17 protein-coding genes and 1 pseudogene are annotated in these 21,027 nt (G+C 71.0%); 5 read left to right on the top strand and 13 right to left on the bottom strand.

What is annotated here, in order from left to right:
* Positions 1 to 37: 37 nt before the first annotated feature.
* The 7 genes from IO33_RS0136595 to IO33_RS0136565 form a co-directional block, all read right to left on the bottom strand.
* Entirely contained in the window at positions 38 to 946 is a 909-nt protein-coding gene (locus IO33_RS0136595; protein ID WP_031173218.1) for a sugar ABC transporter permease, read from the bottom strand.
* Positions 947 to 958: 12 nt separating this feature from the next.
* Complete coding sequence (locus tag IO33_RS0136590) at positions 959 to 1,957, bottom strand: carbohydrate ABC transporter permease (RefSeq protein WP_037686884.1); 999 nt, start codon at positions 1,955 to 1,957, stop codon at positions 959 to 961.
* Positions 1,958 to 2,103: 146 nt separating this feature from the next.
* Complete coding sequence (locus tag IO33_RS0136585) at positions 2,104 to 3,393, bottom strand: extracellular solute-binding protein (protein ID WP_031173214.1); 1,290 nt, start codon at positions 3,391 to 3,393, stop codon at positions 2,104 to 2,106.
* Positions 3,394 to 3,561: 168 nt separating this feature from the next.
* Positions 3,562 to 4,023, bottom strand: coding sequence for a S26 family signal peptidase (locus IO33_RS0136580; RefSeq protein WP_051927166.1), 462 nt, complete (start codon positions 4,021 to 4,023; stop codon positions 3,562 to 3,564).
* On the bottom strand, positions 4,020 to 5,822 hold the full coding sequence (locus tag IO33_RS0136575; RefSeq protein WP_051927165.1) for an ABC transporter ATP-binding protein: 1,803 nt from the start codon (positions 5,820 to 5,822) through the stop codon (positions 4,020 to 4,022). Before IO33_RS0136575 ends, IO33_RS0136580 begins: the two co-directional genes overlap by 4 nt.
* The gene (locus tag IO33_RS46185; protein ID WP_167349493.1) at positions 5,819 to 6,373 is read right to left on the bottom strand and encodes a redoxin domain-containing protein; all 555 of its coding nucleotides are present in this window, start codon (positions 6,371 to 6,373) and stop codon (positions 5,819 to 5,821) included. Before IO33_RS46185 ends, IO33_RS0136575 begins: the two co-directional genes overlap by 4 nt.
* 4 nt (positions 6,374 to 6,377) lie before the next feature.
* Complete coding sequence (locus IO33_RS0136565; protein ID WP_031173205.1) at positions 6,378 to 6,899, bottom strand: MauE/DoxX family redox-associated membrane protein; 522 nt, start codon at positions 6,897 to 6,899, stop codon at positions 6,378 to 6,380.
* 173 nt (positions 6,900 to 7,072) lie between these two features.
* Between IO33_RS0136565 and IO33_RS0136560 the strand changes: the two genes are divergently transcribed.
* Entirely contained in the window at positions 7,073 to 7,273 is a 201-nt protein-coding gene (locus tag IO33_RS0136560; protein WP_031173203.1) for a hypothetical protein, read from the top strand.
* Positions 7,274 to 7,322: 49 nt separating this feature from the next.
* Here IO33_RS0136560 and IO33_RS0136555 read toward each other — a convergent pair whose 3' ends face one another.
* Positions 7,323 to 8,072 (bottom strand): AfsR/SARP family transcriptional regulator, encoded by a 750-nt coding sequence (locus IO33_RS0136555; protein WP_031173201.1) that lies wholly within the window; start codon positions 8,070 to 8,072, stop codon positions 7,323 to 7,325.
* A gap of 206 nt (positions 8,073 to 8,278) precedes the next feature.
* Between IO33_RS0136555 and IO33_RS0136550 the strand changes: the two genes are divergently transcribed.
* Positions 8,279 to 9,655: an alpha-amylase gene (locus IO33_RS0136550; RefSeq protein ID WP_031173198.1), complete on the top strand. Its 1,377-nt coding sequence runs from the start codon at positions 8,279 to 8,281 to the stop codon at positions 9,653 to 9,655.
* Here IO33_RS0136550 and IO33_RS48200 read toward each other — a convergent pair.
* Positions 9,594 to 9,812: pseudogene (locus tag IO33_RS48200) on the bottom strand (carbohydrate-binding module family 20 domain-containing protein); the annotation flags it as partial. The gene IO33_RS0136550 and the pseudogene IO33_RS48200 overlap by 62 nt on opposite strands.
* 164 nt (positions 9,813 to 9,976) lie before the next feature.
* Here IO33_RS48200 and pulA point away from each other — a divergent pair.
* A complete protein-coding gene (gene pulA, locus IO33_RS0136545) occupies positions 9,977 to 15,343 on the top strand; it encodes a pullulanase-type alpha-1,6-glucosidase (RefSeq protein ID WP_031173195.1) in 5,367 nt (1,788 codons plus the stop codon).
* A gap of 33 nt (positions 15,344 to 15,376) precedes the next feature.
* Positions 15,377 to 15,739: a 5-carboxymethyl-2-hydroxymuconate Delta-isomerase gene (locus IO33_RS0136540; RefSeq protein WP_031173194.1), complete on the top strand. Its 363-nt coding sequence runs from the start codon at positions 15,377 to 15,379 to the stop codon at positions 15,737 to 15,739.
* A 1-nt stretch (position 15,740) separates the two neighbouring features.
* Here IO33_RS0136540 and IO33_RS0136535 read toward each other — a convergent pair whose 3' ends face one another.
* The 4 genes from IO33_RS0136535 to IO33_RS0136520 all read right to left on the bottom strand — a co-directional run bounded on the left by IO33_RS0136535 (position 15,741) and on the right by IO33_RS0136520 (position 20,401).
* The gene (locus tag IO33_RS0136535; RefSeq protein ID WP_107069463.1) at positions 15,741 to 16,430 is read right to left on the bottom strand and encodes a TetR/AcrR family transcriptional regulator; all 690 of its coding nucleotides are present in this window, start codon (positions 16,428 to 16,430) and stop codon (positions 15,741 to 15,743) included.
* A 36-nt stretch (positions 16,431 to 16,466) separates the two neighbouring features.
* A complete protein-coding gene (locus IO33_RS0136530; protein ID WP_031173190.1) occupies positions 16,467 to 17,516 on the bottom strand; it encodes a PDR/VanB family oxidoreductase in 1,050 nt (349 codons plus the stop codon).
* The gene (locus IO33_RS0136525) at positions 17,516 to 18,394 is read right to left on the bottom strand and encodes a metal-dependent hydrolase (RefSeq protein WP_031173187.1); all 879 of its coding nucleotides are present in this window, start codon (positions 18,392 to 18,394) and stop codon (positions 17,516 to 17,518) included. The genes IO33_RS0136530 and IO33_RS0136525 overlap by 1 nt, the downstream gene beginning before the upstream one ends.
* Positions 18,395 to 18,481: 87 nt before the next feature.
* A complete protein-coding gene (locus IO33_RS0136520) occupies positions 18,482 to 20,401 on the bottom strand; it encodes a hypothetical protein (RefSeq protein ID WP_031173185.1) in 1,920 nt (639 codons plus the stop codon).
* A gap of 160 nt (positions 20,402 to 20,561) precedes the next feature.
* Between IO33_RS0136520 and IO33_RS0136515 the strand changes: the two genes are divergently transcribed.
* The gene (locus tag IO33_RS0136515; protein WP_031173183.1) at positions 20,562 to 20,954 is read left to right on the top strand and encodes a hypothetical protein; all 393 of its coding nucleotides are present in this window, start codon (positions 20,562 to 20,564) and stop codon (positions 20,952 to 20,954) included.
* The last annotated feature ends 73 nt before the right edge of the window (positions 20,955 to 21,027 follow it).

Raw genomic sequence — 21,027 nt, 5'->3', positions numbered from 1 at the left:
GCGAGGTACGTGGATCCGCGGGCGTGCGCGGCGGCGGTCACGACTTGGTGCCGCCGGCGGTCAGTCCGGAGACCAGGCTGCGCTGCACGAGCATGAACACGAGGGCCGCCGGGACGGTGATGATGATCGCGGTGGCCGAGGTCCACGCCCAGTCGGGCCGCTGGTCCTGCGCGAAGGTGCGGATGCCGACGGCGAGCGTGTAGTGGTCGGACTGCATGAACTGCGTGGCGTACGCGACCTCGCCCCAGGCGGTGAGGAAGCTGTAGAACGCGGTCACCGCCAGGCCCGGCTTGGCCAGCGGCACGATCAGCCGCCAGAACGTGCCGATCGGGGTGAGGCCGTCCACCCGGCCCGCCTCGTCTATCTCCTTGGGGATGGTGTCGAAGTAGCCCTTCATCATCCAGGCGCAGAACGGCACCGCCGTGGTCGCGTACGCCAGGATCAGGCCGAGGTAGTTGTCGAGCAGGTCCAACTCGGACAGAAGCAGGTACAGCGGCACGATCAGCACGATACTGGGAAACATCTGGGTGACCAGGAACGTCCACATCAGCTGCCGGCTGCCCGGGAACTTCATCCGGGACACCGCGTAGCCGGCGGTCGCCGCGAGGAAGACGCCGAGGACGGTGGTGCCGCCGGCCACGACGACGGTGTTCAGGAACCACTGCGGCAGGTCCGAATGGGCCAGTACGTCGGCGTAGTTGTGGAAGCTGAGGTCCTTGAGCACCTCGCTCGGCTGCTGCCAGGCGTTCTTCGGGCCGAGCGAGATGAACAGGATCCACACCACCGGGAAGGCCGCGATCACCGTGGCCAGGATCAGGGTGGCGTGCAGGGCGATCGACGCCGCGGGGCTGCGCTCCTCACGCCCGCGCACCTTGCGGGAGGGGGCGGTGAGGGAGCGGGTGGCGGCGGGAGCGGTCGCGGGGGTCTCGTGGGTCGCTGCGGTCATGGCGGGTGCTCCTTACGCCTGCTCGGACTTCAGGGTGTTGCGGCGGTAGAAGGTCGAGAAGGCCAGCAGGAGGGCGAGGATGATGATCCCGTAGGTCGCCGCTCCCGCGTAGTCCGAGATGCCGGTGAAGGCCTTGCGGAAGGCGAAGGTGACGAGGATGTCGGTGTCGCCGGTGGTGTTGTTGCCCAGCAGCAGGTAGATGACGTTGAACATGTTGAACGTCCAGATGCAGCCCAGCAGGATCACCGTGTTGGACACCGGGCGCAGACCGGGCAGCGTGACGTTGACGAACCGCTGCCAGGGCGAGGCGCCGTCCATCTCGGCGGCCTCGTACAGCTCCTTGGGGATCGACTGCAGGCCGCCGAGCAGGGCGACCATGTTGAAGGGGACGCCGATCCAGACGTTCACCATGATCACGGCGACCTTCTGGGCGAGCGGGGTGCCCAGCCAGTTCTGCTCGGGCAGACCGACCGCGGTGATGATCTCGTTGAACACGCCGAACTGGGAGTTGAGCATCAGCCGCCAGGCGAAGACGCCGATGAACGACGGGACCGCCCAGGGCAGGATCAGCATCGCCCGGTAGAAGCCGCGCAGCCGCATCTTGCGGTTGAGCAGCACGGCGAGGCCCATGCCGATGGCGACGTGCAGCGCGACGCAGCAGACCGTCCACACGACCGTCCACACCAGCCGCGGGTAGAAGTCGCCGTCCGCGCCCGACAGGACGTGCCAGTAGTTGTCGAGGCCGACGAAGTCGTAGGTCGCGGGCCGGTGGAAGGCGCCGATGGTGGCGGCGACGTTCGACTCGTTGGCGTTGGTCAGCGACTGGTAGAAGCCGTACCCCAGCGGATACAGGACCAGCACGGCGATCACGACGGCGACCGGGGTCACCATCGCCCAGGCGTACCAGTACTTGTCCCAGGACCGCCTGAGGCGCGAAACGCGTGCGGGGCGCGGGGACCTGTCGTCCCGCGCTGTCTTGTCGGTCTGTGCCGTGCTCGCTGCGGTGGTCATCCTCATCGACTCTTTATCGGCTCGTTCGCGGCGGAGGGTGGGTGGTTCCGCAGCCCCGGGGAGCCCCGGTCGGGGCGGCAGCGGGGAAAGAACGTTCCCCGGGGCTGCGTGTCCTTCGGTTACGGTCCGGCTACCGACCGTTCAGGTCAGCCGATGGAGTAGCCGGGCAGCAGCGTCTGGAACTGCTTGGCGGTGGCGTCCAGGCCGGACTTGACCGACGAGTCACCCTGCAGGATCTTCACGTAGTTCTGCTGCAGCGGCGTGAAGAGCGAGCCGACCTGGGGGAGCGCGACGCGCGGCCGGGCGGTCTTCTCCAGGATCGGCTTGAAGCCGGCGATCTTGGCGTTGGAGGTGACCGCGGTGGTGTAGGCCGAGGTGCGGGTCGGCAGGGTGCCGGTCTTCTCCGCGATGGTGATCTGGCTCTCGGTGGACGTCATGAACTGCGTGAACAGGTAGCTGGCGTCCAGGTTGCCCGAACCCTGGTAGACGGCGAGGTTGTGACCGCCGGTCGGGGCCTGGGCCTTGCCGCCGGCGCCGGCCGGGACGGGCGCGTAGCCGAGGTTGGCCTCCTTGCCCTTGAACGCGGAGCCGGTCAGGTCGTCGCTGACGGACCAGGGGCCCTGGATCAGCATGGCCACCTTGCCGTTCTTGAAGGCGGTCTGCATGTTCTGGTAGGCGTTCGCGAAGTCGACCTTCATCGACGCCTCGTCGTAGATCTTCTTCGCGGTGGTCAGCGCGGTGACGGCGCTGCTGTCGCTGACGGTGATCTTCTTCGCCGAGGGGTCGGCCATGTCGGCGCCGTTGCTGTACAGCAGCGGGAGCAGGAAGTACGAGTCCGGGTTGACGTAGGTGCCGTAGGCGCCGGTCTTCTTCTTGATCGTCTTGGCGTCGGCGATGAACTCGTCCCAGGTGGCCGGCGGCTTGGCGACGCCGGCCTTCTTGAGCAGGTCCTTGTTGTACAGCAGGCCGAGGGTGTCGGTGACCGACGGGACGCCGTAGGTCTTGCCGTTGAACTTGGCGGTGTTCATCGCGCCCGTGCTGAAGTCCGAGGTGTTCTTCAGCGCGGCGGTGCCGTCGAGCGGGGCGATGTAGCCCAGCGAGGCGTACTCGGCCATCAGACCCACGTCGGTGCGCACCACGTCCGGCGCGCCCTTGCCGCTCTTGGCGGCCGACTTGAACTTCTGCTCGACGTCGGTGAACGGGACGCTCTGGTAGTTCACCTTGATCTTCGGGTACTTGGCCTCGAACTGCTTGATCAGGGCCTTGTACGTCGGAGCCTCGGTCGCCGCGTCGGAGGTGTCCCAGTAGGTGATCGTGCCCGAGACGTCCTTGGGGTCCTTCGGCTTGCCGTCGGCCTTGTCGTCCGAGCCGCCACAGGCGGTGGCGGCCAGGGCGACCACGGTGACCGCGGCGGCGATCGATATGCCACGTCGCATATGAACTCCTAGAAGAGGGTTGCCCGGATCATCCCCTGGGAAGACCGCGGGTGCCGTCTGTCCCAATCGACGGCCGCCGGGCGCGGGAGGAACGTAGCAAGGCTGCAAGTCCTTGCGAAAGATGTTGCAAGGAAATTTCCGCAAGATCCCGCAAGCGTGACGTCCCCGTTACCCCGGCATGTCCTCCGGACTGCGGCGATACGTGCGCACCGCCACCCCCACCACCCGCCGCACCGGGAAGTAACCGATCTCCCGCGAGTCGACGCTCTCTTGCAGGTTGTCGCCCAGCACCACCACGGATCCGGCCGGTACGGTGCCCGGCCCGAGCCGGTCGCGGGCGGCGGCCGGCACGGGCTCGCCGGGCACGGCCGCGAGCCGCTTGATCATGAAGTGCGAGGCCCGGTCCGGCCAGCTCCAGCTCTTCCAGTCGGCGCCCGGGTCCGGCATCTCGACCACCACGATCTGCCCCGACCGCAGCCGGCCCGCGCCCGTCCGGCGCCCGATCAGCACGTCCCCGTTCCGCAGCGTCGGCCGCATGCTCACCCCCCGGACGGTGATCACCACCATCCGGCGCCGGATCCACAGCACGCCCCCGGCCGCCCCGGCGGCCAGCGACAGCAGCGCGATCACCGCACATACCCCTCGGCCTGCCGCCGGAACAGCGCCGCGTACCGTCCGTCCGCCCCCACCAGCTCGGTGTGCCCGCCCGACTCCACGACCGCCCCGTCCCGCAGCACGACGATCAGGTCCGCGTCCCGTGCCGTGCCCAGCCGGTGCGAGATCAGCAGGCTCGTGCGGCCCCGCCGGTGCAGCCGGAGCGCCTCCTGGATCTCGTGTTCCGCCTCCGGGTCCAGTCCGGAGGCGGGCTCGTCCAGGATCAGCAGATCGGGATCCTCCCGCAGGAAGGCCCGGGCCAGCGCCACCCGCTGCCACTGCCCGCCGGACAGCTCCACGCCGACCTCCTCGCCGTCCCCGTACGACCGCGACAGCAGCGTGTCGTAGCCGCGGGGGAGCGCGGCGAGCGTGTCGTGGACACCGGCCGCCCGCGCCGCCCGGACCACCTCACCGGCCCGCTCGGGCGCGCCCAGCGCGATGTTCTCGGCGGCCGTCAGGTCGTAGCGCACGAAGTCCTGGAACACCGCTCCGACACGACGGCGCAGCTCGGCCGGGTCCAGCTCGCGGATGTCGGTGCCGTCCCACAGGATGCTGCCCCGGCTCGGGTCGTAGAACCGGCACAGCAGCTTGACCAGGGTGCTCTTGCCCGCGCCGTTGTCGCCGACGAGTGCGAGCGTGCGGCCGCGGGGAAGGGTCAGGTTCACCCCGCGCAGCACCCAGTCGTGCTGCTCGGAGTAGCGGAACCAGACGTCCCGCAGCTCGATGCCGCGGGTCAGCTCGCCCACGGGGCGGGCCGGCCGGGGTACGGGCAGGTCGGGCGGCGCGTTCGTCAGGTCGAGGTAGTGCTCGAACAGCAGCAGATGCTGACGTGCCACGGCGGCGGAGGCGGCGATGCCGCTCAGCCCGCCCTGCACGGCGGCGATCGCCGAGGTGAGCACGGCCAGGTCGCCGACGGTCAGCTCGCCCCGGGCGGCCGCCCGCACCGCCCAGAACAGACCCGCCGCCCCGATCCCCGCCGACACGGCCGCGGGCAGGCCCTGCGCCGCCGCCGTGCGCAGCTCCATCCGGCGCCGGGTCGCGTTGATCGCCGTACGGTCCCGGCGCATCCGCTCCCGCAGCGGCGTGCCGGTGCCGAACAGCCGGATCTCCTTCGCCGCCTGCACACTGCCCAGCAGATGCGCGTAGAACGACTCCCGGCGCTCCAGCGACGTCGTGTGCAGCATGGCCTGCGACCATGCGCGCGCCAGCCGCAGTTCGGCCGCCAGCGCCGGAAGCGCGCCGAGCAGCACGACCACGGCCAGCCACGGGCTCATCAGCCACAGCGACACCGCGAAACCCGCGACGGTCACCCCGGCCTGCCCCAGCGACACCGCCGCCGAGACGATCTGCACCGGGGTGTCCTGGCCGCACTGCTCGGCCAGCCGCAGCCGGTCCAGCCGTTCCGGGTCCTCGAACGGGGCGAGCCCGGTGAAGCCGTTGACCCGGGCATACAGGCGGTCCTGGGCCGCGAGCCCCACCCGGCGGCCCAGCTCACCGCAGAGAAACCGCTCGGCGTGCGGCAGGAACGCCACGGCCACGGCCACGCCGGCCAGTCCGGCGGCGGGTCCCATGACGTCCGCGACGGCTCCCCGCCGGGCGCCGGCCACCAGGTCCAGCACCTCCCGGGTCAGCCACGCGGCCGCCACCGGAAGCCCGGCACCCAGCAGCGCGGCCAGCGCGATGCCGGCCAGCGGGACGGGGGCGGCGCGCAGCGCGAGACCGGCGACGGCACGCAGCCCGGCGGCACGGCCCCGGCCCGTGTCCCGGGTGCTCACACGCCCACCGGCGCCGTCAGTTCGTGCAGGTCGCGGGCCAGGGCCGTGAGCCGGCCGCCGGCCCGGACCCGGCACACCACCGGGTAGGCGTTCACCCCGAACGCGGCCTCCACCGTACGGGCGTCGTCGTCCGTCAGCACCGTCGCCACCTCCCGCAGCGCCGACGCGTACGGCGCGGAGTCCTCCTTGCCCGGTACGACGACCGCGAGGACCTCGTCCGCCGGGCGGCCGGAGCGCGCCACGGTGTCCACGAAGTGCGGCAGCAACTCCGCGCAGGGGCCGCAACCCGGCGCGAAGAAGGCCACGAGGGTGTCGTCGCCCAAGGAGTCCCGGGAGATCTCCCGGCCGTCCTTGAGGCGTACGCTGAATTCCTCCGCAGTGGCGCCCAGACTGTCGGCATCGGTCACCGGAAAGACGGTGGACGGTGAATTCCGGGTATCCGTCCGGAGCCTGCGGATGATGCCGTAGGCGAGCACCAGATTCAGCAGTCCCAAACCGATCGCGAGGGTCACTGCGGCGGCGAGAATCGACACGAAGATCTCCTGACTCACGGAATCAACTCGACAGACGGAAAAGGGCGACGAGGTCGTCGAGACGAATGACCAGACTCGCCAGGACCGCGCCGGCGAGCACGGCGAGCACCCCTTTGGCACCCGCTGCGGACGCCCCGCCGCCGACCGTGGCCAGCCCCACCGCCGCGACGCCCGTCAGCGCGGTGTTGCGGACGGCGTGCCGCACTCCGAACGGTGCTTCGGACGCCCCGAAGCACGGGCAGGACGCGACCGTCCCGCGCCGCAGCACCACCCCGACGGCCAGTGTGAACGCACCCATCAGCAAGGCCGCGAGTCCGAACCCGAACCGCGCCGTCGCCGGCGCGAGCAGCAGTACCGGTACCACCGCCTCGGCCGCCGCCACCGCGCCGGCGAGCGTCCGCAGGCCCCGCTCCGGAACCACCCGCATGGCGGTCAGGCCGTCCGTGAACGCGTCGAAGGCACCGCGCCCGCGCAGCTTCGCGAACGCCGACGCGAGAAACACGAAACCGAGCAGAACCCGGCACAGCACCGCTGTGTACCACACGTCCGTTCCCCCTTCCGTGAAGACGGCGGCCCAGCGTAGGAGCCGGATATACAGAGGGCATACACGGAGGCATACATCAGAAGTGGAAGGTGACCTGTATGCGGTCCTCGTAATGTGCCAGGCGGTTCGGCCGCGACGGGCGGCCGAGGGTGAAAAGGAAAAGGGGTGTCCCCTTGCTTCAGCGATTCGCGGACGCGCTGGTGAACAAGCTCGCGCCGAAGGTCACGGCCGACGCCACCTGGTGGACCGACACCAAGTGCGCGGGCGGCTGTTCGTCGTACCCTGCCTACCAGGCGAAGTACACCCGTCAGTGCTGGGACAGCACCGGCAGCTGCACCAGCTGGACCAACACCGGCAAGTGCTGCAGCTCGTGACGGAACGGCACTGAGTCGCGCCCCGCTCCCGCCCGGGGGGAGCGGGGCGTCATGCGCTCCTGGGCAGCCGCCCGCCCATCAACTCGGCGTACACCGCACCCAGTTCACGCCCCGGAGCGATGCCCAGCTCCGCGCGGTAGACCGCGCACGCGCTGCGGTAGGCCTCCTGGACGCCGCCCGCCTCGCCCAGCCGGTGATGGGCCCGCATGCGCAGGGCCCAACCCCTGCCGCGCAGCGGTGCCGCGGAGAGCAGGCCGGTCAGATCGCGCAGGGCCGCCCGGGGCTCGCCGACCCGCAGCTGGGCCTCGGCCAGGTCCTCCACCGCCCGCATCCGCTCCTCGTCCAGATGCCCGAGCGCTCCGAGGAGCGGGCCGACGCGTGGCACACCGACGGCCGCGCGGTCGCCGTCCCACAGCAGCAGCGCCGCCGCGAGCAGGCGCGTCGCCCGGTCGGCGTCCCCCGCGAGCAGTGCCGCCCGGCCCGCCCCGGACAGGTCGAGGAAGCGCAGGTGGTCGCAGGCCTCGGCGGACACCTCCAGCGCGTAGCCGCCGTCGCCGGCGGCCAGCGTGGCGGTGCCGCCCAGCGCCGCGCGCAGGGCACTGGCGTGCGTACGGATGTTGGCCACGGCGGAGCGCGGGGGTTCGCCGTCCCACAGCGCCTCCTGGATCACATCCAGCGAGACGCGGCGCCCCGCGTGCAGCAGCAGGGTCACCAGCAGGGCTCGCGGCTTGAGGCCCCGGACCCCGGCCGGCTCCCCGCCCACCCGCACGCGGCCCAGTATGCGAAACCCTTCGGCCATGGAAGTCCCCCTCTTCCCGCCCGCCCGCACGTGCGAGCGTTGCTGCTGTGGAGCCTGTGACGGGCGAACTGGCCTCGTCAAGACGCCCGTTGGAATTTCTTTCTGCATCTTGCTGAAACATTGGCGTAACGGTTAGGTTCACGCCACCTGTTGGTGGTTGACCACTCAAACTCCCCCCACACGCACAACGAAGTGCAGGAGCGCACATGGCACGCAGAACCCTCCCCGTGGCGGTCGCCCTCACCGCCGCCGCCCTGGTTGGCATGAACCCGACGACCGCCGAGGCCTCCCCGCCCGGCACCAAGGACGTCACCGCCGTCCTCTTCGAGTGGAACTACGCCTCGGTCGCCAAGGAGTGCACCAGCACCCTCGGCCCCGCCGGCTACGGCTACGTCCAGGTCTCCCCGCCCGCCGAGCACATACAGGGCTCACAGTGGTGGACCTCGTACCAGCCGGTGTCGTACCGGATCGCGGGGCGGCTCGGCGACCGCACCGCGTTCAAGAACATGATCGACACCTGTCACGCGGCCGGCCTGAAGGTCGTCGTCGACACCGTCGTCAACCACATGGCGGCGGGCAGCGGCACCGGCACCGGCGGCTCCTCGTACACCAAGTACGACTACCCGGGGCTGTACTCGTCCCCCGACTTCGACGACTGCACCTCCCAGGTCACCAACTACCAGGACCGCTGGAACGTCCAGCACTGCGAGCTCGTGGGTCTGGCCGACCTGGACACCGGCGAGGAGTACGTCCGCAGGACGATCGCCGGATACATGAACGACCTGCTCTCCCTCGGCGCCGACGGCTTCCGCATCGACGCGGCCAAGCACATCCCCGCCGAGGACCTGGCGAACATCAAGTCCCGCCTGACCAACCCGTCCGTCTACTGGAAGCAGGAGGTCATCTACGGCGCGAACGAGGCCGTCCAGCCCTCCGAGTACACTGGCAACGGGGACGTCCAGGAGTTCCGCTACGCCTACGACCTCAAGCGCGTCCTCAACAACGAGAAGCTGGCCTACCTGACCAACTTCGGCGAGGGCTGGGGCTACCTGAAGAGCTCGGACGCCGGGGTCTTCGTCGACAACCACGACACCGAGCGCAACGGCTCCACCCTGAACTACAAGGACGGCGCCAACTACACCCTGGCCAACGTCTTCATGCTCGCCTGGCCCTACGGCGCCCCCGACATCAACTCCGGCTACGAGTGGTCGGACGCGGACGCGGGCCCGCCCCACAACGGCCAGGTCAAGGCGTGCTGGCAGGACGGCTGGAAGTGCCAGCACGCCTGGCCGGAGATCAGGTCCATGGTCGCCTTCCGCAACGCGACACGGGGCCAGGCGGTCACCGGCTGGTGGGACAACGGCAACAACTGGATCGCCTTCGGCCGCGGCACCAAGGGGTATGTGGCGATCAACCACGAGTCCTCGTCCCAGACCCGCACCTACCAGACCTCCCTGGCAGCCGGCACGTACTGCAACGTGCAGAACAACACGACGGTGACCGTGAACTCCAGCGGACAGTTCACCGCCACCCTGGGCGCCAACACGGCGCTGGCGATCTACGCGGGGAAGTCCAGCTGCTGAGCCGGCCCTGCTTCCAGGTGTCGCTGGTGGTGTAGCCGGAGGAAGCGCCCGTCGTGTACGAGCGGTTCGTCCCGGACTCCCAGGTCGCGTTCCCGGAGCCGTCCTTCTTGACGTACGCGTAGTCGAAGGACGTGCTCCTGGGGACGATGACCAGCCTGCTCCAGCAACCGCTGAGCGTGCGGCAGTTGAGAAGAGCGCGTCAAGATTGACTTTGAAACTTCTTGCTGTGAGTTTCAAGCCTCTTGCTGTAAGGCTTTCGTCGGCGATACGGTCGCGCCGGGTCGGACCCAAGAGAGCCGCATTCGCTAGGAGTTACCGCCTGTGATACCGAGAGCGAGACGGGCCGCGGCCGTCACCGCAACAGCCCTCGCCGCCGCACTGATCCAGCCACTGGCCGCCCACGCGGCCACCCCGCCCGCGCCCCCCTCGGACGCGGCGCTCGCCGCCCAGCCCGCGCGGCACGACGACACCCGCGAGCAGTTCTACTTCGTCCTGCCGGACCGTTTCGCCAACGGGGACACGGCCAATGACGAGGGCGGACTCACCGGCTCACGCCTCAGCACCGGGTACGACCCCGCCGACAAGGGTTTCTACCAGGGAGGCGACCTCAAGGGCCTGACCAGGCGGCTGGACTACATCAAGGGGCTCGGCACGACCGCCATCTGGATGGCGCCGATCTTCAAGAACCGCCCGGTGCAGGGCACGGGGACCAACGCCTCCGCCGGCTACCACGGCTACTGGATCACCGACTTCACCCAGGTCGACCCGCACTTCGGCACCAACCAGGACCTCAAGAACCTCATCTCCAAGGCCCACGCCAAGGGCATGAAGGTCTTCTTCGACGTCATCACCAACCACACCGCCGACGTCGTGGACCACCGGGAGAAGTCCGCCGGCTACCTCTCCAAGGGCGCCTTCCCCTACCTGACCAAGGACGGCAGGCCCTTCGACGACGCCGACTACGCGGACGGCGGCAAGAGGTTCCCGGCCGTCTCCCCCTCCTCCTTCCCGTACACCCCGCAGGTCACGAGCCGGTCCAAGGTCCCGGGCTGGCTCAACGACCCGACGATGTACCACAACCGGGGCGACTCGACCTTCGCCGGCGAGTCCGCGACCTACGGCGACTTCTCCGGACTGGACGACCTGTGGACCGAGCGTCCCGAGGTCGTGCACGGCATGGAGAGGATCTACGAGCGGTGGGTGAAGGACTTCGCCGTCGACGGCTTCCGGATCGACACCGTCAAGAACGTCGGCATGGGGTTCTGGACGCAGTGGGCGACGGCGCTCGACGCGTACGCGGCGGCGCACGGCCGGAAGAACTTCTTCATGTTCGGCGAGACCTACGCCGCGGACACGAACGTCACCTCCCCGTACGTCACCCAGGGCCGCCTCGACGCCACCCTCGACTTCCCCTTCCAGGACGCGGCCCGCTCCTACGCCTCCCAGGGCGGCAGCGCGCAGAAGCTGGTGAGCGTCTTCGGTGACGACTACAAGTACACGACCGACAAGGCCAACGCCTACGAACAGGTCACCTTCCTCGGCAACCACGACATGGGCCGCATCGGGTACTTCCTCAAGCAGGACAACCCGAAGGCCACCGACGCCGAGATCCTGAAGAAGGACGAGCTGGCCGACGAGCTGATGTTCCTCAGCCGTGGCAACCCGGTCGTCTACTACGGCGACGAACAGGGCTTCACCGGCTCCGGCGGCGACAAGGACGCCCGCCAGACCATGTTCGCCTCCAAGGTCGCCGACTACCTGGACGACGACGAGATCGGCACCGACCGCACCCACGCGAGCGACTCCTACGACCCGAGCGCCCCGCTCTACCGGCAGATCGCCGCGCTCGCCGAGCTCCGCAAGGCCAACCCGGCCCTGACCGACGGCGTCCAGACCGAGCGATACGCGGCCGACGGCGCCGGGATCTACGCCTTCACCCGCACCGACGCCGCGTCCGGCCAGGAGTACGTCGTCGCCCTCAACAACGCGGGCGAGGCGAAGACGGCCACCTTCACGACCGGCTCGGCCGGCATGTCGTACCGGGGCGTCTACGGGGCCGAGGACTCCCTGAGGTCCGACGCCGACCGCAAGGTCACCGTCACCGTGCCGGCCGGGTCCGCCGTCGTCTACCAGGCCGCCGGCCCCCTCGCCCGGCCCGCCACCGCCCCGACCCTCACCCTGACGGCCCCGGCCCCCGGAGCCACCGGGACCGTGGACCTCACCGCCGGGGTCGACGGCGGACAGCTGAACCGGGTCGTCTTCGCCGCGCAGGTCGGGAACGCCCGATGGCAGGTCCTCGGCTCCGCCGACCACGCCCCGTACAAGGTCACCCAGACCCTCGGCAAGGACATCCCCGCCGGGACCGCGCTGCGCTACAAGGCCGTCGTGATCGACTCCGCCGGACACACCGCGAGCGCCACGGCGAGCAGCACCACCGGCACCCCGCCCGCGCCCGAGACGCCCACGGCCTCCTCCCGGGACTACGCGGTCGTCCACTACAAGCGCACCGACGGCGACTACGCCGACTGGGGCCTGTACGCGTGGGGCGACCTCGCCGACGGCGAGGCCACCACCTGGCCGGCCGGCCACCCGTTCACCGGCCGGGACGCCTACGGCGCCTTCGCCTACGTCAAGCTCAGGCCCGGCGCCTCGAACGTCGGCTTCCTGGTCGTCGACAAGAACGGCGACAAGGACGTCTCCGCCGACCGGTCCATCGACGTCACCAGGACGGGTGAGGTGTGGATCGAGCAGGGCAAGCCCGGCGTCCTGACGCAGAATCCCGACCATCCGGCGCAGGACACGGCCAAGGCCGTCCTCCACTACCACCGCGCCGACGGGAACTACGACGGCTGGGGCCTGCACGTCTGGACGGGTGCCGCGCACCCCACCGACTGGTCGGACCCGCTGAAGCCGGTGAAGACTGATGCCTATGGCGCGGTCTTCGAGGTGCCGCTCACCGAGGGTGCCACCAGCCTCAGCTACATCATCCACAAGGGCGACGACAAGGATCTCCCGGCCGACCAGTCCCTGGACCTCAAGGCCGACGGCCACGAGGTGTGGCTGTTGAACGGCCAGGAGAAGTACCTGCTGCCGCAGCCGGCGGGCAGCGCCGCCGCGCTCGACCTGAGCACCTCCAAGGCGATCTGGATCGACCGGGACACCCTCGCCTGGAACGGCGCCGACGGGGCCGCCTCCACCGAGCTGCTGTACTCCCGCGACGGCTCGATCGCCGCCAAGGACGGGACGCTGACCAGCGACGACGAGCGCTGGCTGCGGCTGGAGAAGACCACGCTGAGCGACGCCCAGAAGACGAAGTTCCCGCAGGTGAAGGACTACACCGCCTGGTCCGTGGACCCGCGCGACCGGGGCCGGGTGCGCGAGGCGCTGGGGGGCCAGCTCGTCGCCTCGCAGCGGGCCGCGAACGGTGCCGTGCTGGCCGCGACCGGCGTGCAGATCGCGGGCGCGCTGGACGACCTCTACCCGGGCGCGACCAAGGCGAAGCTCGGTCCCGTGTTCCACGACGGCAAGCCCACGCTCTCCGTCTGGGCGCCGACCGCGCAGAGCGTCTCCCTGGAGCTGGACGGCTCGCTCAAGGCCATGCACCACGACGCCGCGACCGGCGTCTGGTCCGTCACCGGCCCCGCCTCCTGGAAGGGCAAGCCCTACCGGTACGTCGTGAAGGTCTGGGCGCCCAGCGTCCGCAAGATGGTCACCAACAAGGTCACCGACCCCTACTCGGTCGCCCTCACGGCGAACTCCGAGCGCAGCCTCGTCGTCGACCTGGACGACCGGTCCCTGGCACCGAGCGGCTGGTCGGGGCTGCGCAAGCCCAAGGCCGTACCGCTGAAGGACGCGCAGATCCAGGAGCTGCACATCCGGGACTTCTCCGTCGAGGACCGCACCGCGAAGCACCCGGGCACCTACCTGGCCTTCACCGACAGGAACAGCGACGGCTCCCGGCACCTGCGGCAGCTGGCGAAGGCCGGCACGTCGTACGTCCACCTCCTGCCCGCCTTCGACTTCGCCACCGTCCCGGAGAAGAAGGCCGACCAGGCGCGCACCGAGTGCGACCTGGCCTCCTACCCGGCCGACTCCGGCAAGCAGCAGGAATGCGTGGCGAAGACCGCCGCGAAGGACGCCTTCAACTGGGGCTACGACCCGTACCACTACACGGTCCCCGAGGGCTCGTACGCCACCGACCCGGACGGCACCGCCCGTACGGTCGAGTTCCGCAGGATGGTCCAGGGTCTCAACGAGGACGGCCTGCGGGTCGTGATGGACGTCGTCTACAACCACACGGCGGCCAGCGGCCAGGCGGACACCTCCGTGCTCGACAGGATCGTGCCCGGCTACTACCAGCGGCTGCTCGCCGACGGCTCGGTGGCGAACAGCACCTGCTGCTCCAACACCGCGCCGGAGAACGCGATGATGGGCAAGCTGGTCGTCGACTCGATCGTCACCTGGGCGAAGGAGTACAAGGTCGACGGGTTCCGCTTCGACCTCATGGGCCACCACCCGAAGGCCAACATCCTGGCGGTCAGGAAGGCCCTGGACGCGCTGACCGTCGAGAAGGACGGCGTCGACGGCAAGAAGATCATCCTGTACGGCGAGGGCTGGAACTTCGGCGAGGTCGCGAACGACGCCCGGTTCGTCCAGGCCACCCAGAAGAACATGGCCGGCACCGGCATCGCCACCTTCTCCGACCGCGCCCGTGACGCCGTGCGCGGCGGCAGCCCCTTCGACTCCGACCCCGGCGTCCAGGGCTTCGCGTCCGGGCTGTACACCGACCCCAACTCCTCCGCCGCCAACGGCACGAAGGAGGAGCAGAAGGCCCGGCTGCTGCACTACCAGGACCTGATCAAGGTCGGACTGAGCGGCAACCTCGCCAGGTACCGCTTCACCGACACCGACGGCAAGGAGGTCACCGGCGCCGGGATCGACTACAACGGCTCGCCCGCCGGCTACGCGGACGAGCCCGGCGACGCCCTCGCCTATGTGGACGCGCACGACAACGAGTCGCTGTTCGACGCGCTCGCCTACAAGCTGCCGAAGGACACCTCCGCGTCCGACCGGGCCCGGATGCAGGTCCTCGCGATGGCCACGGCCGGCCTCTCGCAGGGCCCGGCCCTCTCCCAGGCGGGCACCGACCTGCTGCGCTCGAAGTCGCTGGACCGCAACTCCTTCGACAGCGGGGACTGGTTCAACGCGATCCACTGGAACTGCGCCGACGGCAACGGCTTCGGGCGCGGACTGCCCATGGCGGCCGACAACCAGTCCAAGTGGGACTACGCCCGGCCGCTGCTGAGCACGGTCAGGGTCGGCTGCGAGCAGATCACCGGGGCCTCCGCCGCCTACCAGGACCTGCTGAGGATCCGTACGACGGAGAAGGCGTTCTCGCTGGGCACGGCCGGCCGGGTGCAGGACGAGCTGTCCTTCCCGCTGTCCGGCACGGACGAGACGCCGGGTGTCATCACCATGCGCCTCGGTGACCTGGTGGTGGTCTTCAACGCCACGCCGGAGCAGCAGCGGCAGCAGGTCGGCGCCCTCGCCGGGACGCCGTACCGGCTGCACCCGGTGCAGGCCTCGGGCTCCGATCCGGTGGTGAAGACCTCCGCCTACGCGGCCGGCACGGGCACGTTCACCGTCCCGGCGCGGACCGTGGCGGTGTTCCGGCGGGCGGGGAAGTAGGGTCGGGACAGGTCCCGTAGAACAGGAGTGCGCATGCCGCAGATCACCATCGACTACTCGGACATCGTGGAGGACGCCTTCGACCGCGAGGGCTTCGCCCGGGCGCTGCACGAGGCGACCGTGGAGATCGCGGCGGCGAAGCCGGAGGCCTGCAAGACGCAGTTCCGGCCGAGCGCGTACACGGCGTTCGGGTACGAGGACCCCGGGGCGCGCGGGCACGCCATCGTGCACGTGGCGATCGGGCTCCTCGCCGGACGCAGCGACGAGACGAAGGCGAGGCTCACGCAGGCGGCCCTGGAGCTGCTGCGCGAGCACGTGGCGGACACCGGCGTCGCGCTGCACGCCTCCGCCGAGGTCCGCGACCTGGATCCGTCGTACCGGAAGTTCGACCGGTAGCTCAGGGCGCCAGGGACAGCAGCCGGCCGACCAGCTCCGCGAAGGGGCCGTCGGCCGGCTCGTCCTTGACCATGGTGCGCAGCAGGAGCGCCATGTCCTCGTCGTGGGCGGCGCTGACCGCGGCCAGCGCGGCGAAGTCGTGCACCAGCTGCAGTTCCAGCTCCGCGCGCGGGACGCGCCGGCCGTCCAGCCAGATCAGGGCCGTCGACTCGGCGAGCGAGATCCAGGAGCGGACGACCAGTTCCAGTCGTGCGGAGGCCTCGGTGACGCCCAGATGCGCGAGCATCTGCTCGTAGGCGGCCTGCCGTACGGAGTCGATGAGGGCGTTGGTGGCCGACGAGCCGACCGCCGGGCCGCCGCGCATCAGCGCCGAGAAACCGGGCCCGTGCTCGTCCACGAAGTCGAAGTAGCGGCGCATCACGCGCAGCAGCCGGGTGCCGAGCGGCCCTTCGTGCGGCTCGGCGAAACGGCCCGCGAGATCCTCCGAGGCGCGCTTCAACGCGGCCTCGTACAGACTGAGTTTGCCGGGGAAGTAGTGGTAGACCAGCGGACGTGAGATGCCCGCGGCCGACGCTATCTCGTCGATGGAGACCTCGTCGGGCGAGCGTCGGCTGAACAGGTCGAGGGCGACACCGATCAGCTGCTGCCGTCGCTCCTCGACGCCCATCCTGCGGCGAACCCCGATACTCATGCGCACACCTTACCGATCGGATTCGATCGCAGGTGATCACATATCGAGCACCAAACGATCGCTCCTGCATCGGGACACACAGATCAGCATCGAGCCGGCCCGTTCCTCGTCCGTCAGCAGCTCGTCCCGGTGCTCGATCTCTCCCTCCAGCACCCGCTGTTGACAGGTTCCGCAGAACCCCTGCTCGCAGGAGTAGGCGGTGTCCGGCAGCTCCCGGCGCACCGCGGCCAGCACCGTCGAGCCGGCCGGGACCGTCAACGTCCGCCCGCTGCGCCGGAGTTCGACCTCGAACGCGGTGGTGCCGACGGCTTCGGCGCGCGGGGCGAACCGCTCCAGGTGCAGCGTGGCACCCTCCGGCAGCCGTTCCTCCACGGCGGCCGTCAGCCCCTGCGGACCACAGCAGTACACGGCCGTCCGCTCCGGCAGGTCCGCCAGGAGGGCGCCCAGGTCCGGGCGCCCGTCCTCGTCCCCGGCCGCGACGGTCAGCCGGTTTCCGGCGAGCCCCCGCACCTCCTCCAGGAACGGCATCGAGGCCCGCGACCGCCCGGCGTACAGCAGCCGCCACTCGGTGCCGTCCGGCAGGGCCCGCAGCATGGGCAGGATCGGGGTGATGCCGATGCCGCCGACGACGAACACGTACGCGGGCGCCTCGACGAGGGGGAAACGGTTCCTCGGCCCGCGCACCTGGAGCTCCATGCCCTCGGCGAGCTGTTCGTGCACCTCGCGCGAGCCGCCCCGCCCGTCCGTGACCAGCCGGGCGGCGACCGTGTAGGAGGACGTGTCCGCGGGGTCCCCGCACAGTGAGTACTGCCGTACCCGCCCCGAGGGCAGCACGAGGTCGAGATGCGCGCCCGGCTCCCAGGCCGGCAGCCCGCTTCCCTCCAGGCGCAGCCGTACGACGCCGTCGGCGACCGTCTCGTGCGCGGTGAGCAGCAGCCGCAGGGTCCGGGAGCGCGGCCGGCCGGAGACCGGCGGGTCCAGGGCGGGCATCGGCCACAACGGGGAGGCCTGGACCCGGCGGCGCAGGGACCGCCGGGCCAGCAGGGCGGCGCCCGCGACGAGCGCGGCGGTACGCAGCTTCGGCATCAGGAGACCCGCCTTTCCGCCGCCGTGGCCGCGGGCGAGGCGGCCAGATAGGCGACGGCCTGCTCGGTGTCGCCCTCCTGCCCGGGGTGGTACCCACGGCTGAGATAGCGGGGTATGGACCTGAGCATGTCCCCGGTCCCGGGGAGCAGGCCCCGCCGGCCGCGGACGTAGAACTCCCTGAAGGAGGCCTTGCCGTCGACGAGGGTCGGGTCGTTCTCCATGAAGAACCGCGCCCCGCGCTGCCACAGGAACACCAGCGCCGAGAAGGCCGTGGCCCAGGTCCGTACCCGGCGGCCGTAGCTGCCGTCGATGTGCAGGAACAGCTCGAAGGCGACGGAGCGGTGCTCCACCTCCTCCGCGCCGTGCCAGCGCAGCAGGTCCAGCATGGTCGGATCGGCGCCGCGCCGGTCCAGCTCCCCGGCGTTGAGCACCCAGTTGCCGAGGAAGGCGGTGTAGTGCTCGATGGCCGCGATGAGCGCCACCCGCTCCAGCAGCCACCAGCGGCGGGCCCTGCCGGGCGGCAGCGTGCGGTCGCCGAGCAGCTTCTCGAAGAACCAGTCGACCTGCGCGGTGTACGGCGTCGGGTCCAGTCCCTGCTCGCGCAGGTGCGGAAGCACCTCGTCATGGGCCTGGGAGTGCATCGCCTCCTGGCCGATGAACCCGATGACGTCCGCACGGAGCCGGTCGTCCCGGATCAGCGGCAGCACCTGCTTGTACACCTGCACGAACCAGCGTTCACCGGCGGGCAGCAGCAGATGCAGCACGTTGATGGTGTGCGTGGTGAACGGATCCCCCGGCACCCAGTGCAACGGCGTGTCGTCCCAGGAGAAGGACACCTTGCGTGCCTTGAGCGGCACCCGGGCCTGCGTGTTAGACATGGCGTCAATGTACTGGCGGGTAGGGGTGCTGAGAACCCCTTGCGGCAGACCTTGTTTACGCCGGTGTCAGCAAACCCGCGGCCACCCTCACTGCAGCCCGGTGACGGACCGCCCGTCCTGCAGGGTGCCCTTCAGGCCGGCCCGGGCGCCCTGCTTGGCCCTGGCCACCAGGAACGGGCCCTGCCCGGCGGCGGTGACCCCGCCCCCGGCCTGGATCGTCGCCGTGTCCCTGTCGCCCGCCGCCAGCAGATACCAGTGCCCGGCCGCGGACCTCCACAGCACCCCGGCCAGCACATGGGGCTCGCGCGGCCCGCAGGAACGGGCGTCCGTGCCCTTGGCGACCACCGCGCCGCCCCGCCCGCCCGGCGGGTGGAACTGGGCCAGCGCGCCCGTGCCGTCACCGCGCCAGGTCTCGGCCCTGGTGCACACCCAGTCGGCCGTCCCGCTGCCGTCGGGCAGCGGCTGGCCGGCGAACGCCCAGGCGTTGACCCGGCGCACCCCGGCGGAGCGCTCCACCGACAGCGAGCAGGCGAACGGCGCCCAGGTCCGCAGCCCGGCCGCGCCGGAGGCCTCGCCGGGCGACGCGGGTCCGCCGGCGGTGAGGTGGGCGGGGACCAGCTCGCCCAGGTCGGTGCCGAGCGTGGTGCCGGTGGCGCCGGTCAGCTGGAGCACCGTCCAGGAGGTGCAGTTGCCGGGGCGCAGCGCGGGGCTGGCCAGCGGGGCGGTGATGCCGTCGGTGAGCCTCAGCGGGGCCGCGGGCGAGTCCGGCTTCATCAGGTCCCGCGAGGCCGCCCGCTTCACCCAGGGCGCGGTCAGGTACTGGACGTTGCCGTCCGAGCGGCCCAGCACCAGCGCGCTCGCCTCCGCGCCGCTCGCGCCGTCGGCACGGGCGAGGTCGAGGGCCGCGCCCTGGGTGCCGTCGACCGGCTCGGCGTACCGCGCCAGGCGCAGGCCGTCGTACAGCATCACCACCCGGGCGTTGTCGACCTGGCCCGCGTACAGCAGCTGGGGCGGGCCCGCCGGGCCGCCGGTGTCGGTGCCGGGTGTCGCCGAGACGTGGACCGTCCCGCCGGGTCGGGCCCACACGGCCAGGGCGCGGCGCAGCAGGGCCGTGTCGCCGGTGAGCGGGCCGCGCGCGGGCCACACGGAGAAGTCGGTGCGCGCGGCGGACTCCCAGGCGGTGGGGGCGACCTGGATCAGCCGGCCGGGATCGAGGGCGGCCTCGGCGGCCGGATTCCCGGCGTAGGCGGGGGCGGCGGCGCCGTCCGGGCCCCAGCCGCCGCGGGGCACGGCGACCAGCGCCCCGCACACCGCGAGCGCCGCGGCGGCGGCGAGCGCGGCCTTGGTGTGCTGGCGGCGGCGCATCAGGTCGGTGGGCCGGGCCTGGAGCAGACAGGGGTCGAACTCGGGGGAGGAGAGCAGCTCGGGCTGCGTGGGCACGCTGTTCGCGGCGGCCAGGGCGCCGCCCGGGTCGTCCACCCCGGCGGCGCTGAGGAGCGTGCGGATGCCGGCGTCCGGCAGCTGCTCCAGCCCGCGCAGCACATAGGCGGCGCGGGCCGGTCCGGACAGGGCGGACAGCCGCTGGTCCAGGGCCAGTTCGTCGGCGCCGCCCGAGCGCGGGAACAGCTTCAGGCCCCACACCTGGGGCAGCGGCGGCGGCAGCTGGGCGAGCCGGGACAGGCCTGTGCGGGGGCGGGCCGTCTCCAGGGCCGCGCACAGGATCCGTTCCCGAAGGAAGGTGTACCCGGGGTCGCCCTCGCCGCCCGAGGCCTGGGCCGGAATCGCGGACTGCCGCCCGCGGCCCCGGGGCAGGGAGCGCTGGACGAGGGCGTGTGCGGTCAGCACCCGGCGGCTGCGGCCGAGGCCCGGTGGCAGCACCAGGTAGGCGATCCGGACCAGCCGTGGATAGTGCTCGACGAGCGCGGCCTCGGCCTGTTCCAGGTCGACCGGTGCGGTTCCTTCGGCGGAGGCGGGTGCGTGACGCTGGGCTACATCCTGTGACTGCACGTCCAGGAGAACGAACGAGCCGGAGGTTGGTCACCCCCGGACGGGTGATTCACCCTTCCGGGTCGGCCGGACGGCGTGGCACCCGATTGAGCGCGCGGCGGCCCGGAGCCGTATCCGAAGGGGCTGAGGCATGCTTGGCCCACCGGGACCGGAGGAACAGATGAGGGTGACACGACTGCTGCCGGCCGCCGCCGCCGTACTCGCGCTGGCGGGATGCGGCTCGGGCGGGGACACCAAGAGCGTCCCGCCCACCGCGACCGGCAGTCTGGAGAGCCTGGCCGCCGAAGTGAAGTGCAAGCCGAACATGCAGACCGACGCCGACGAGATCCGCCAGGCGATCTGCAGGAACGGCGACGGCAGGTTCATTCTCGCCACCTTCGCCACCGACCGCGGCCAGCGCGAGTGGATCAACGACGCGAAGGACTACGGCGGCTTCTACCTCGTCGGCCGCAAGTGGGTCGCCGTCGGCGACGACGGGGTCGTCAAGGCGTTGCGCGGCACGCTCGGCGGGGACGTGGAGATCGGCACCGACCACCACGCGCACCACGGCTGAGCACCGGGCGCGGACACGGCGAAGGCCGGTGACGGGAGGGGGGTCCGTCACCGGCCTCGTTCGTGGCCCGGAT

This window comes from Streptomyces durhamensis, from assembly GCF_000725475.1.
GTDB lineage: Bacteria > Actinomycetota > Actinomycetes > Streptomycetales > Streptomycetaceae > Streptomyces > Streptomyces filipinensis.
This window is presented reverse-complemented; position numbering and strand designations above follow the sequence as displayed.